Below are 12707 nucleotides of genomic sequence, written 5' to 3' on the forward strand. Positions count from 1 at the left end.
GTGGGCCTGCGCGGCTATGGCCAGAAGGATCCTCTGATCGAGTATAAGAACGAGGGCTACGAGCTGTTCTTGGAGATGATGGACAACATCCGCCGCAACACGGTGTACAACCTGTTCATCTTCACACCCCAGATCGTGCAGGTGCCCCAGGCGGTTCCGGCGCAAGCGGTGGCTGCCAGCCCTGAGCCTGGTGCTGCTTCAGGGGTGGTGGAGGCCGATTTCACCGAAGAGTAAGCGCCGGTCTTGGTCAAGGGGGGAGGAGAATCTGTCGCAGTGCCTCTTTCAACTGTGGGTATTGGAAGGTAAAGCCCATCTGCAAAGCCGCTTGAGGGATCACTTTTTGCCCTGTCAGCACCACTTGAGCTGCCTCGCCCAACAGCAGTTCCAGAGCCAGCTCCGGCACGGGCAACCAGGAGGGGCGACCCAAGACCTGGCCCAAGGTGCGGCAAAACTCCTCCATTTGCACCGGGTTGGGAGCGGTGGCGTTGAACACCCCGGATCCCTGTTGTAGGAGGAAGCAGACCAAACTCACCCAATCCTCGCGGTGGATCCAGGAGAGCCATTGTTTGCCGGAGCCGATCGTTCCGCCGATGAAGAACTGGAAGGGGGCCAACATCTGTGCCAGTGCTCCTCCATCTGGCCCCAACACAATCCCTGTGCGCACGATGGCCAGGCGGATCCCCAATTCCTCAGCGGGCCGGGCGGCAGCTTCCCAGGCTTGACAGACTTCTGCCAGAAAATCTTGGGCCGGGGGATCCGCCTCTGTCAGGGGCTCTCCCTGCGGGTGGGAGCCGTAGTAGCCCACCGCCGAGCTGCTGATCATCACCTGGGGCTTCTGGTCGAGGGAGGCGAGGGCTTGGACAAGGGCTTGAGTGGTCTCCACGCGGCTGCGGCGGATTTCTTTTTTCTTGGCTTCTGTCCAGCGAGAAGAGGCCAAAGGCTCTCCGGCCAAGTTGACAATGCCCTCGTACCCTTCCAGGGCGGTGGCCCAGGTTTGCGGTTGATAGGGATCGTAGGGCAGCAGCTTGAGGTTGGGGGATTCCCCCAACAGGCGGCGGGCCTGGTCGGGGCGGCGGCTCAAGACCAAAACCTGATCCCCTTGCTCCAGCAGACGGGCCACCAAGCGACGCCCGATAAAACCACTCCCACCCGTGATGACAATGCGCATATGGGGATCCGACTGACCTCTACATAACTGCCCTCGTCCTTGGATCGGTGCGGGGCCTTTTGACAAGGGGAACCTCTAGCCTAGCGCGTTTTCTTGCCGACGTTGGCGATGGCTTGGGATCCCGTAATCGGTTTGCCGAGCTTGGCCAAGTGGCAGCGTCCGAAAGCGAAAATGTTTTGGGACAAAGCCTGACACACCGGGGAAAATCGGCTTCAATAAGCCCTAGCTGCGCTTCTTGGCAGCAGAGGCGGCTCATCGTCCCCCTATTTTCTTCCCTTCACCCGTGGCACCTCAGTCTTCCTCCCGTACTCCGGCTGGCCGCATGTCTGTGCGCGTAGAGCAGGTTGCTGGATCGCAGCTAGACATCTCCGTTGCTCCACGAGCCCATCGCTCGCAGGGATCCCTGGTTCGGGCAAGTGGGCAAGGGGATCCCGCCGCTCTCCCGGTTGCCCGCTCCTCGACTCGCTCCCGCCGGCCTGCCCACGAGCCGCAAGCCTGGGAGGTGGCCTGCCACATCGGGGTGAATGTCTTGTTTACGGCGGCTGCCCTCAGTGGTTTGTGTCGCCTCTTGCCGGTGCAGTTGGCCCAGCACCATCGGCTCCAAGTTCTGGAGCAGCACATCGAGGTCTTGTCCAACCGGATTTCTCGGCTGCAGGAGGGGGTGGATCGCGGCATGGATCCCTTGCAACGAGAGGCCCTGATCAAGGAACGTCTGAATCGGGTGCCGCCCAATCAAATTCAGGTGCGCTTGGTGGATCCCAGTACTTTGGTAGCCGACGAGGAGAAGAACATCCCTCCTTCCTGGATCGGGCAGTTCCGTCAGCCGCCTGCCAGGCCATAGACTGCCGCTGGCTAGAATTACCTAGGATTGTTTGAGAAGCAAGGCCACCTCTTTGGCAAAGTAGGTGAGGATGATGTCGGCACCGGCCCGCTTCATGGCCAAGAGCGATTCCATCATCACTTTTTTGCCGTCGATCCAGCCCTTTTGTTCGGCAGCCTTGATCATGGCGTACTCGCCGCTGACGTTGTAGGCGGCCACGGGCAGATCCGTTGCTTCCTTGACCCGATAGATGATGTCTAAGTAGGCCAAGGCCGGCTTTACCATCACCATGTCTGCCCCCTCGGCTTCGTCCAGCTCCACCTCTTTAATGGCTTCGCGGGCGTTGGCGGGATCCATTTGATAGGTTTTTTTGTCTCCCGACTTGGGCGCGGATCCCAGGGCATCGCGAAAAGGGCCGTAGAAGGCAGAGGCATATTTGGCGGAGTAGGCCAGAATGGCTACGTCGGTGTAGCCTTGGCTATCCAGAGCCTCCCGAATGGCGCCGACACGGCCGTCCATCATGTCGGAGGGGGCCACGATATCGGTTCCCGCTTCCGCCTGGGAGAGAGCCTGCTTAATCAGAACTTCTACCGTCTCATCGTTGAGGATCACCCCGTCCCGCACAATGCCATCGTGGCCGTCGCTGTTGTAGGGATCCAGAGCCACATCCGTCACCACCAAGATCTGGGGGATCTCCTGCTTGATCCGCCGCACCGCCCGCTGGATCAAGCCTTCCGGGTTGAAGCACTCCCGCCCGGTGGGATCCTTTTTCTCTTCCGGCACCACCGGGAACAAAGCCACCGCCGGGATCCCCAAGTTGGCTGCTTCCTCCACCTCCTTGAGGAGCAGATCCAGGGTGTAGCGGTAGCAGCCGGGCATCGACTCTACTTCCTGCCGCTGGTTCTCCCCTTCCATGACAAACAGGGGATAGATCAAATCCTGCACCCGCAGGTGGGTTTCCTGAACCATCTGGCGCAGGGCTTCGGTGCGCCGCAGCCGACGGGGACGGTAGATCAAGTCTTGGCTCATGAGAGCAGCAAAGAAAAAGAGGGCGTCTCTATTTTGCCATGAGGTCGGCGGGGGCCGAGGTGCTCGTCGGGGGAGAGAGGCGATAGCCAGGGCAAGGGGGGAAATGGCGGGCCAGCCAGCAGCGGAGAGTCTCCTTGACAGCTTCGGCTTGGCAGTCGTGCAAAAGGTCGTGGCGCGATTGGGGAAAATCGTGGATCTCACCGTTGGGGAGCCGACAGGCAAAATCCACAGCGCCGGCAGGATTGACGACAATGTCGGCAGAGGTGTAGAGCAGCAAAACCGGCAGCTCCAGCCGATGGGCTTGCTCGAGGCAGCGCCGCCCGCTGCGCACCAGTTCGGCTGTAAATCTGGCCCGCGTTACCCCACACACATAGGGATCTGCCGCAAAGGCGGCCTGCTGCGCTGGCAAGGAAGTCACCCGTGCCGGATCGTAAAGGCCGGTCAAGGCCAACTGGGGAACAACCCTGTCCAACACCTGCAGAAGGGCGTAGGTCAAGGGGGTGAAATAGTGGTCGATGCGGAAGGCCGGAGAGATCAAGATCAAGCCCTGCACCTGCTCAGGATGGGCAAGGGCATATTCCGTAACCCAATTGGCCCCCGCGCTGTACCCACACCAGATCTGCGGGATCCTCTTCTGCGGCCAGACCTGCTGAGTGATCTCCTCCAGATCCGCCTGGTATTGGCCGAAGCGGTCGATCCAGCAGCGGATGCCGCCGGAGCGGCCAAATCCCCGCATATCCGGGGCCAAAACCTCCCATCCCTGGGCAGCTAATTCCTCCGCCAAGGGTTCAAACCCGCCGCCGTGATCCCCTTTGCCGTGCAACAGCAACACCCGCCCACAAGGGGATCCCTGCGGCCAGTGGCGCAAAAAGGCCGGCATCCCGTCCGCCAGCAACACCTCCTGAGATCGACAGATCCCCGGCGAAGGTTGCGGCTGACCCCCATCCAGAGCTCCTAAGTTGCCCAACCGATCAGAAGGCATGGTTAAATCCAATACACATCCGGCAAGACCTGGCAAAGCCGCAGACCTTATCCTCCTATATTCCGGTCGCCCCCAGGCGCCGCAATCTTTCTTTCCAGCCTAAAACATTTCTTAACAATCTTTGCTCTTGCCGGGGATCCCTGTCAGGCCAGGCTGCGTGGCCTTTGGCGGGGGCGTAATGGGAGGATCTTTCGGGGCAAAGCGGGGCCAATGGCGGGAAAGGGAACCGCCGGGAGGTATGATGTTGTGAAGAAGTTTTGCAAAGCCTCAGGTTGGACGGGATCCCGTCGCTGTGGCTATTTGCCCTTGCCTTACCATTGCCTTATCGCTTCCTCGGTTCATTCAGTCGGAAACAGGTTGCTGAAACTATGCTGTTACTGAAAATCTCTGTTTACGCGGTTGTCATCTTTTTTGTTGGGCTTTTTGTGTTTGGCTTTTTGAGCAACGACCCCGCCCGTAACCCCAACCGGCGGGACATGGAGTGAGGGATCCGGGCAGCTTGCGAGCTGCGAAAATAAAATAGCCATCTCCTGAGGGGGGTGCTCGGTATTGGGCATTCCCCCTCAGATTCATAAAGTTCCCAACCCAACCTGGCAGCCGGAATTGTTTACTGGAAGGCGGTAATCAGCAGCGTTTGGGAGCCGGAGCGGTTTTGCTGGTCATAGGCGGTGATCCGGAACTGCCAAACGCCCACAGGATCCCCGGCGGCGACGCGGAAGTCGGTGATGAAGCTACAAAAGGTGGCTCCGGGAGCGCAGTTAGCCTGTTGCGGGCTGAAGAACTCCCGCTGCACGCGCACGCCATTGGGGTTAAACGTTTCCAGCTCAACAAATTGCGTTGGGCGGGCGCCGCCGGGCACACTCACCTGCACCGTAAAAGCCGGTGTGGAGGTGCCCACCCGCACAGAAGTGGGCGCATTGATCAACGAAACCGTTGGGCTTTGGGGGGGAGTGATGATCGTGCCCCCGGAGCTGCCGCCATCTCCACAGGCAGCCAGCCCAGTCGCCAAAAGGCCAGTGGCCAAAAGGGTCAGAGCAGTCCGTTGCATTCCTCTGTTCTCCTCACAAAAATCTGATCGATCCTCGCCGGTTGGATAAGCATCTACCCGCCTCAGGAATTGCCGTTGGGAGCAGCACCACTCTAGGCTACTTTCTGTTGCCGTAGCCTGGGGAAAGATGCGCTTCCACCCAAATCTGCATGGGCTTTTGTGCACAGTTGGCTCCCCTGCTTCAGAGCAGCAGTAAGCGCCGCAGCAGCACCGCCATCACCGCGGCAAAGCTGGCCACAATGAGCTGTCCCGGCAGGGTATAGCCTGAGTAAAGCCTGATCAACCTCAGCAACTCCTGGTTCCAGGGTTGCGTGGCCAAAAGATAGACAATCCCGGTCAGGTGAATCAAGGCCAAAGCCACCAAGCTGCCGGATCCCAGCTCCTGGAGGCCCACCGGGGGGGCTGCCAGCCTCTTGACAGCGGCAGTGCGTTGGCGGACAGAGGAAGAAGGAAGCGAATGGGGATCCCGTTGCCGAAACGCAATCGTCCCGCAGGCCCAGGCAGCCGGCAAAAAACCCAACAAGTAGCCAAAGGTGGGCTGGTGCAGGTACTGCCACCCTCCCCCCTGGGCAAACACCTGCAACCCCGCCAGCCCCAGCCCCAAGTAGACGATCTGGGCGCACACCGCCGCCACCGGCCCCGCCAAACAAGCCGTCAGCAGCACGCCCCCGATTTGCAGCGAGAAGCTATATCCCCCCAGCCCAGGCAGCTCCGGCGGAAAACTCAGATGGGTCAGGGTGCCCAAAATGGTCAGGATCACCCCAATCGCCGTCCAGAGCCATTCCAGAGGAGTCAAAAGCAGGCCAGACCGCATAACCGGGGAGAAATCTTTCCTTATGCTAAAAGAGGAAACGCGCAGGTGCGGTGGGCAAAAGGTGGTCAAAACAGAATGGATTGAACTGGCACAGGCCCTGGCCGATGCTGCCGGAGCAGTGATCCGCCCCTTGTTTCGCGGAGAGCTGCAAGCGGAATACAAAGAAGCCCGCTCCCCCATTGTGACGGTGGCCGACCGGGAGGCAGAACAGGCGATGCGGGCTTTGCTCATGGCCCAGGTGCCGCAACACAGCATCCTTGGCGAGGAGTTTGGCTTTCACCAGACGGGATCCCCTTACACCTGGGTTCTGGATCCCTTGGATGGCACCATTGCCTTTTCCACCGGCAAGCCCACCTTTGCCACCCTGATCGCCCTCTTGGAAGAGGATCGCCCCGTTCTGGGCATCATCGATCAACCGGTGTTGCGCGAGCGCTGGCTGGGGGTGCAGGGAGAACCCACCCAGTGGATTACTCCCTCTTGCCGACGACCCGCCCAGACCAAAACCAACAGCGACCTCAGCCGCGCCTACTTGAGCTGTACCACCCCTGATTTGTTCGCCCACCCCGACCAACAACGGCGTTTCCAGCAGCTCAGTCGAGCAGTACACATCACCTCCTATGGCGGCGACGGCTACCAGTACGGCCTGTTGGCCAGCGGCTGTGTGGATCTGGTGCTGGAGTGTGGCCTCGCCCTCTACGATTTTGCCGCCCTTGTGCCGGTGATCGAGGGATCCGGCGGCGTGATTACTGATTGGTCGGGGGAGCCCCTAACCCGCACCTCTAGGGGAGAAGTGCTGGCGGCGGCCAACCCCAGCTTGCATCGCCAGGCCCTGGCCGCAATTCAAAAAAACGGGAGCTACCCACCAAAATAAGCAGGCTCATTGCCGGGCTTCCACTTGATGTTGCAGCCGAGGCTGGGCTTTTGGTCAGGATCGATGGGCTTGCCCGCCAGCAGGTTATCCAGCGCCGCCCGCAAGTCTTTGCCCGTCACCGGCACATCCGTCAGGCTGGGGCGGCTGTCGTCCAGTTGGCCGCGGTAGACCAGCTTGCGCTCCGCATCGAACAGGAAAAAGTCGGGGGTGCAGGCAGCGCTAAAGGCTTTGGCCACTTCTTGGCTTTCGTCGTAGCAGAAGGGAAAGGTAAAGCCCAAGGTCTCGGCCATCTTCTTCAAGTTCTCGGGGCTGTCGTCGGGGTATTTCTCCACATCGTTGGCGCTGATGGCTACAATGCCGACGCCGCGATCCTTGTAATCTCTGCCAATGCGGGCCAGCTCTTCTTGCACGTGCTTCACATAGGGGCAGTGCTGGCAGATGAACATCACCAGCAAAGCGGGCTTGTCGGCAAAAGTAGAGAGGGAAATGGTTTGGCCGCTCACCACATCCGGCAGGCTGAAGTCAGGGGCCGGGGTGCCCAAAGGCAGCATGGTCGAGGGAGTACGGGCCATAGCAAGCCTCCAACTGTGAACTTTCTGGATCATCCTCATGCTCCCATAGGAATGGGCGGAACGGGATCCCTGCGCTCCAAACCAGCCGGGAACCGCTTTTACAATTGGATAGAGTCTGCAACACTATTTTGTTCGGGAGCTGAGCCTTGAGCACCGCCGTCTTGCCCGCTGCCCCTCTGGTGGACACCCACGTCCACTTGAACTATCCCGACTTTACAGACGATCTACCGCAGGTGGCCGAGCGCTGGCGCCAGGCCGGGATCCGGCAACTGGTGCACTCCTGTGTAACGCCAGCAGAGTTTCCCCAGTTGCAGGCCATTGCCGACCAGTACGCCGAAGTCTTCTTGTCGGTGGGGCTGCATCCTTTGGAGGCGCGCCAGTGGCAGCCGGATCTGGCCGAAAAGATCGCCCAGTTGGCCGCCAGCGACACGCGGGTGGTGGCCGTCGGGGAGACGGGCTTAGATTTTTACAAATCCGACCCGGCGGACATCGAGCGGCAACAAGAATCCTTCCGCGCCCACATTGCCATTGCCCAGGAGCAGGATTTGGCCCTGATCGTCCATTGCCGCGAGGCGGCAGCAGCCACCTATGAGATTCTCCAAGAGGCCCTGGCCACAGGGGGGCCGCTGCGGGTGGTGATGCACTGCTGGAGCGGATCCCCGGAGGAGACGCGGCTGTTTGTGGAGATGGGCTGCTTCATCAGCTTTAGCGGCATCGTGACCTTCAAGAACGCCGAGACCGTGCGCCGGTCGGCCTTGGAGGTGCCCTTGTCCCAGCTTTTGGTGGAAACCGATTGCCCTTTTTTGGCCCCCACCCCTTTCCGCGGCAAGCGCAACGAGCCGGCCCATGTGCAGCGGGTGGCCCAAACCCTGGCGGAGCTGTTGCGGATCCCCTTGGAAGACCTGGCCCAACAGACCAGCCAAAATGCCGCCCGCCTCTTCCGCCTGCCCCAGCCCCCTTTGTGAAGGAGAGTGGAGAACTTTTGAATTCCTTAAGCTTTTCCCTTGCGGCTCTGTAACTTCCCGGCAGGGGGCGTTATCGTGAAAGAGGGAGTGTAGCTTTCAATACTTCTGCGCTTCCTTATGTAGAGATGGCTATGGAGAACTTGGCCCCTGCAGCCTGCACCAGCCGGGATGCCCTCATCAACCGCATTACCCACCAGATCCGGCAATCCTTGGAGCTGGATCAGATCCTGAGGGCAACGGTGGAGGAGGTGCGCGCCTTTTTGGGCACGGATCGGGTCAAGGTGTACCGCTTCGACCCGGAAGGTCATGGAACGGTGGTGGCGGAAGCTCGACAAGCTGAGCGGCTGCCCTCTCTCCTGGGTTTGTCTTTTCCGGCGGGGGATATTCCTGAGCAAGCGCGGCAGCTGTTTCGCCTGGCCCAGGTGCGGGTCATCGTGGATGTGGAGGGCCAGACCCGCTCCCTCAGCCAGCCGGAGCCACTGGGCCGCTTTGCCCAGGCCCAGCCTTTGCCTCTAGGAGAAGTGCCGCAGCGGCCGGTGGATCCCTGCCATGCCCATTACCTCAAGTGCATGGGGGTAGCCTCTTCCCTGGTGGTGCCCCTCCTGCATCACCAGCAGTTGTGGGGGCTCTTGGTCTCCCACCACGCCGAGCCGCGCTCCTACTCTGCTGAGGAGCTGCAGGTGGTGCAGTTGGTGGCGGATCAGGTGTCGATTGCCATTGCCCAGGCGGAATTGCTGGAGCAGGCGCGGCGGAAGGCGCAGCAGGAACGCTTGATTAACCAAATTGCGGCGCTGGTGTACTCGCCGCTTCACCCCGAAACCACCCTGAGCACCGTCCTGGAGCAGCTTACCGCCCAGCTCCAAGGGATCGGGGCGCGGCTGCGCATCCAGTTCATGGGCTTGGAGACTCTCCACTGCTATGGGAGCCAGCCGCCGGCAGGGTACGACGCCTGGCTGCAGGAGCAGGTGGGAAGAGGCAAGTCGGCAGGGGACGGGGTGAGAACCTGGTCGCTTTCGCAATTGGAGAAGTGGCCAGAACTGCGGTCGCAGGTGCAGCAGACGCCCATCCGCGGGCTGCTGGCGGTGCCGCTGCTTTGGAACGAGCAGGTGGTGGGCTGGCTGAGCGTGTTTCGTGGCGCCATCTGCCAAGAGACCCACTGGGCCGGCTACCGCTGGCCCGCCCAAGGGGAAGGTTGGGAGGATCCCCGTCAACAACTGCCCTTGATCTCTTTTGCCGCCTGGCGGGAGCTGAAAATTGACGAGCCCAAGGCTTGGTCGGCCCCAGAGCTGGAGCTCGTCAGCCGCGCTGCCGTGCACCTGGCCCTCTCGATCACGCAAAACCAGCTCTACCGGCAGTTGCAAGATCTCAACGCCCGTCTGGAGCAGGAGGTGCAGGAGCGGACGGCGGCCCTGCAGCGCTCTCTAGCAATGGATGCCCTCTTGCAGCGGGTCACCGACCAGGTGCGCACCACCCTGGACGAAGCCCAGATCCTGCGGGCAGTGGTGCAGGAGTTGGCTCTGGGGCTGCCCATCCAAGGCTGCGATCTCTGTCTCTACGATCCGGAAGCCGGCCAGGCCACGGTGCGCTACGAATACACCGCCGCCCTGCCGCCCGCCGGCGGGATCGCTCTAACCCTAGCCGACTACCCGGATCTCTACCGGCAACTGCAAAGGGGGCAAGCGGCGCAACTGTGCCATTTGTCGGGGCAAAGCTGGATCCCGCGGCGGGAAGGGCTGACCCTGCTGGTATGTCCGCTGCGGGAGGATCAGGCCGTGTTGGGCGATCTGTGGTTGGCCAAGCCGGCAGACGAGTGCTTCTCTGAGCTGGAGGTGCGGGTGGTGCAGCAGGTGGCGGATCACTGTGCCATCGCCATCCGCCAGGCCCGTCTCTACCAGGCCTCGGTGCAGCAAATCAGCGAGCTGGAACGCCTCAACCGCCTCAAAGATGATTTCTTGAGCACCGTCTCCCACGAGCTGCGCACGCCCATCACCAACATGAAAATGGCCATCCAACTGCTGAAAATGGCCCGCACCCCGCAAAAACGGGAGCAATACTTGCAAATCCTGGAGCAGGAGTGCGAGCGCGAGGCGGAATTGGTCAACGATCTGCTGGATCTGCAGCGGCTGGAGCAGGGATCCAAGCCCCTTCATCTCGAAGAAGTGTCCCTGGCCGCCTGGCTGCCCACTGTGCTCCAGCCCTTTGTGCAGCGGGCCCAGGCCAATCAGCAACAGTTGCGGTGGCAGATTGACCCAGCGGTGGGCAAGGTGGTGACGGATCAGGTGGGTCTGGAGCGGGTGGTGCAGGAGCTGGTCAACAACGCCTGCAAGTACACCCCGCCTCACCACCGCATCACGGTGACGGCGCGCCGCCTCAGCCCTGAACAAGTGCAAATTCGGGTTATCAACGAGGGGGTGGAGATCCCCCGCAGCGAGTGGGAGCGCATTTTTGAGAAGTTCTACCGCATCCCCAGCGGGGATCCCTGGAAGCGGGGCGGCACCGGCCTGGGGCTGGCTTTGGTTAAGCAGTGGATGCAGCGGCTGGGGGGCAGCGTCTCTATAGAAAGCGGCCAGGGCAAGACCTGCTTTACCCTGGTGTTGCCGCAGGGATCCCTGCAGCAGCCGCCCCTGAGTCGCAACTGTGCCTAGACCCATGAGTAATTGCCACCCAGAAGCGCTGCAACGGGCGGTTGAGCAATTCAACCGGGGGGAATTCTACGCCTGCCACGACACTCTGGAGGCGCTGTGGATGGAAGCGGTGGATCCGGAGCGGCGCTTCTACCAGGGGCTGTTGCAAACCGCCGTGGCCTACTACCACCTGCAAAACGGCAACCGCCGCGGCTGCATGATCCTGCTGGGGGAGGCCAACCGCAAGCTGGCCGATTTTCTGCCCACCTACGCCGGCTACAACCTGCAAGCTCTCTGGGAAGCCAACCAGATTCTCCTGCAAGAGCTCTTTTGCCTCCAGCCTGAGGATCCCTTGCCCTGGGTGGCCCCTCCTGTCCTGAGAACCGTTGACGACAGGCCCGATCGCGAGGCTTCTTGGAATCTCCCAGAACCCCAGTAGCTACCGCCGCTTGGAGCGACGAGCTTGCCGTTCTGCCTCGCTGCGCCGCCGCCGATCCCGCCAGTCGATAAAGGTGATGTAGCCAACGCCCACAGTGACAGCCGTCAAGAGCAAAAAGATGCTGCCGTAGGCGAGGCGGACAACCCAGGGCAAGTCAATTTCCATAGAGCAGGACGAAGTCTTTTAGCAACAACAGGGCCAGGCGGGATCCGCTACATGCCGTTACGGCCCCAGACCACAAAGGCAATGGAAAGGGCAAAGAAAGCAGCAACGGCAACCCAGCCAAAGGTGATGATGTCCATAGATCTAGCCAAGCAAAGAAGGCTCATCGGGGTGATCCCATTTTACGGGATGGGATCCCTTGTCAACGGACATTTGCGAGCACCTTATTCTCAGTTCAAACTGGCTACAGTGGGGTCAAATCCAAAACATCTGAGCCAAACGAGGGGGGATCCGATGGTACTGGAGACATTGCCGCTGGTGGCCGCGGTGGCCATCGCCATTTTTGTGCTGGTTTTCTGGGTGCGGGTGGTTCGGGAGGCCATCTGGACGGCGGTGGGGATCGTAGTCCTCCTGGCCGTGCTGTACGTGGTCTTTAGGATTGGCCCGCGGCAGGTGCTGCAAGAGCTGCGGGATCCCTTTGCTCTTCTGGATCAAGTGTGGCAGGTGATCGTCGCCTGGTTCCAGGCCCTTTTCCCCTAGTGCGCTATCTGATGCACAATTACAATGGACTGGGCCTGGGTTGGGGCTGCTGGCCCTTCTCCTTTGTTCTGCAACTCTGACGCGCTCCGATTGCTGGCCATGCCTTCCGACTCCCCACAGGATCCCCAACAAGGGCACCTAGACCCTGCCCTGGAAGACGGGATCCCAGTTCCCGAAGACATCCAGGTGGAGGTGGAGGACTTGGGGGAGCGCTGCCGCCATGTGCAGGGCCGCGTCCTTATTCCGGTGGAGCGGCAGTGGGTTTGGCAGGTTTTAACCGATTACGACCATCTGGCGGAGTTCATTCCCAACTTGGTGGAAAGCCGCCTCCTCGGCAGCGAGAATGGCCGCAAACTGGTGCGCCAGGTGGGATCCCAAAAGGTTTTATTTGCCCGCTTTTCGGCGGCAGTGGTGCTGGCCATTGAGGAAATCTTTCCCCACCAGCTTCGCTTCCAGGAGGTGGAAGGGGATTTTCTCCTTTTCGAGGGGTTTTGGGAACTGGCCGAGTGGCTAAACCATCAAACTTTGCTCACCTACCACTTGCAGGTGAAGCCGCCGCGTCGCATGCCGGTCGGCCTGGTGGAACGGCGCCTCCGCCGGGACTTGGCCTTTAACCTCCAGGCGATTCGGGAGCGCTGCCTGAGTCTATGTTCCCAATAGGGTGTGCCATCCC

At 60.9% G+C, this 12707-nt stretch carries 17 protein-coding genes; 9 read left to right on the forward strand and 8 right to left on the reverse strand.

Annotation, left to right across the window (positions count from 1 at the left end):
* The coding region (locus NW844_RS01475) for a hypothetical protein (RefSeq protein ID WP_414332853.1) at positions 1–234 on the forward strand (234 nt) is incomplete at its 5' end.
* Between the two features lie 13 nt (positions 235–247).
* Here the strand turns inward: NW844_RS01475 and NW844_RS01480 are convergent.
* A complete protein-coding gene (locus NW844_RS01480) occupies positions 248–1168 on the reverse strand; it encodes a TIGR01777 family oxidoreductase (RefSeq protein WP_414332854.1) in 921 nt (306 codons plus the stop codon).
* 322 nt (positions 1169–1490) lie between these two features.
* Between NW844_RS01480 and NW844_RS01485 the strand changes: the two genes are divergently transcribed.
* Positions 1491–2009: a hypothetical protein gene (locus tag NW844_RS01485; protein ID WP_414332855.1), complete on the forward strand. Its 519-nt coding sequence runs from the start codon at positions 1491–1493 to the stop codon at positions 2007–2009.
* Positions 2010–2030: 21 nt separating this feature from the next.
* On the opposite strand, the gene hemB is transcribed toward NW844_RS01485, so the two are convergent.
* On the reverse strand, positions 2031–3017 hold the full coding sequence (gene hemB, locus NW844_RS01490) for a porphobilinogen synthase (RefSeq protein ID WP_414332857.1): 987 nt from the start codon (positions 3015–3017) through the stop codon (positions 2031–2033).
* Between the two features lie 28 nt (positions 3018–3045).
* Positions 3046–3999: a lysophospholipase gene (locus tag NW844_RS01495; protein WP_414332859.1), complete on the reverse strand. Its 954-nt coding sequence runs from the start codon at positions 3997–3999 to the stop codon at positions 3046–3048.
* A gap of 368 nt (positions 4000–4367) precedes the next feature.
* Here NW844_RS01495 and NW844_RS01500 point away from each other — a divergent pair, with 368 nt between their 5' ends.
* A complete protein-coding gene (locus NW844_RS01500; RefSeq protein WP_011431538.1) occupies positions 4368–4484 on the forward strand; it encodes a photosystem II reaction center protein I in 117 nt (38 codons plus the stop codon).
* Positions 4485–4606: 122 nt separating this feature from the next.
* On the opposite strand, the gene NW844_RS01505 is transcribed toward NW844_RS01500, so the two are convergent.
* Both NW844_RS01505 and NW844_RS01510 read right to left on the reverse strand, forming a co-directional pair.
* Positions 4607–5047 carry a hypothetical protein gene (locus tag NW844_RS01505; RefSeq protein WP_414332861.1) on the reverse strand — a complete coding sequence of 147 codons (441 nt, stop codon included), beginning with the start codon at positions 5045–5047 and terminating at the stop codon, positions 4607–4609.
* A 181-nt stretch (positions 5048–5228) separates the two neighbouring features.
* A complete protein-coding gene (locus tag NW844_RS01510; RefSeq protein ID WP_414332863.1) occupies positions 5229–5861 on the reverse strand; it encodes a biotin transporter BioY in 633 nt (210 codons plus the stop codon).
* Positions 5862–5922: 61 nt separating this feature from the next.
* Between NW844_RS01510 and hisN the strand changes: the two genes are divergently transcribed.
* Positions 5923–6732 carry a histidinol-phosphatase gene (gene hisN, locus NW844_RS01515; protein ID WP_414332865.1) on the forward strand — a complete coding sequence of 270 codons (810 nt, stop codon included), beginning with the start codon at positions 5923–5925 and terminating at the stop codon, positions 6730–6732.
* Here the strand turns inward: hisN and NW844_RS01520 are convergent.
* Positions 6717–7304, reverse strand: coding sequence for a thioredoxin family protein (locus NW844_RS01520; protein ID WP_414332867.1), 588 nt, complete (start codon positions 7302–7304; stop codon positions 6717–6719). The genes hisN and NW844_RS01520 overlap by 16 nt on opposite strands.
* Before the next feature lie 146 nt (positions 7305–7450).
* On the opposite strand from NW844_RS01520, the gene NW844_RS01525 reads away from it, so the two are divergent.
* The 3 genes from NW844_RS01525 (at position 7451) to NW844_RS01535 (ending at position 11332) form a co-directional block, all read left to right on the forward strand.
* A complete protein-coding gene (locus NW844_RS01525) occupies positions 7451–8269 on the forward strand; it encodes a TatD family hydrolase (RefSeq protein ID WP_414332869.1) in 819 nt (272 codons plus the stop codon).
* A 131-nt stretch (positions 8270–8400) separates the two neighbouring features.
* Positions 8401–10914, forward strand: a complete 2514-nt coding sequence (locus tag NW844_RS01530; RefSeq protein ID WP_414332871.1) for a GAF domain-containing protein — start codon at positions 8401–8403, stop codon at positions 10912–10914.
* A 4-nt stretch (positions 10915–10918) separates the two neighbouring features.
* Complete coding sequence (locus NW844_RS01535) at positions 10919–11332, forward strand: DUF309 domain-containing protein (RefSeq protein WP_414332873.1); 414 nt, start codon at positions 10919–10921, stop codon at positions 11330–11332.
* On the opposite strand, the gene NW844_RS01540 is transcribed toward NW844_RS01535, so the two are convergent.
* Together NW844_RS01540 and NW844_RS01545 are read right to left on the reverse strand one after the other, a co-directional pair.
* Entirely contained in the window at positions 11333–11485 is a 153-nt protein-coding gene (locus NW844_RS01540) for a hypothetical protein (RefSeq protein ID WP_414332874.1), read from the reverse strand.
* A 59-nt stretch (positions 11486–11544) separates the two neighbouring features.
* Positions 11545–11634, reverse strand: a complete 90-nt coding sequence (locus tag NW844_RS01545; protein WP_011431548.1) for a cytochrome b6-f complex subunit PetN — start codon at positions 11632–11634, stop codon at positions 11545–11547.
* 154 nt (positions 11635–11788) lie between these two features.
* On the opposite strand from NW844_RS01545, the gene NW844_RS01550 reads away from it, so the two are divergent.
* Together NW844_RS01550 and NW844_RS01555 are read left to right on the forward strand one after the other, a co-directional pair.
* Positions 11789–12034, forward strand: a complete 246-nt coding sequence (locus NW844_RS01550) for a hypothetical protein (protein ID WP_414332876.1) — start codon at positions 11789–11791, stop codon at positions 12032–12034.
* A 99-nt stretch (positions 12035–12133) separates the two neighbouring features.
* Positions 12134–12694 carry an SRPBCC family protein gene (locus NW844_RS01555; RefSeq protein ID WP_414332878.1) on the forward strand — a complete coding sequence of 187 codons (561 nt, stop codon included), beginning with the start codon at positions 12134–12136 and terminating at the stop codon, positions 12692–12694.
* Positions 12695–12707: the final 13 nt, after the last annotated feature.

This window comes from Synechococcus sp. H55.2 (assembly GCF_047462495.1).
GTDB lineage: Bacteria > Cyanobacteriota > Cyanobacteriia > Thermostichales > Thermostichaceae > Thermostichus.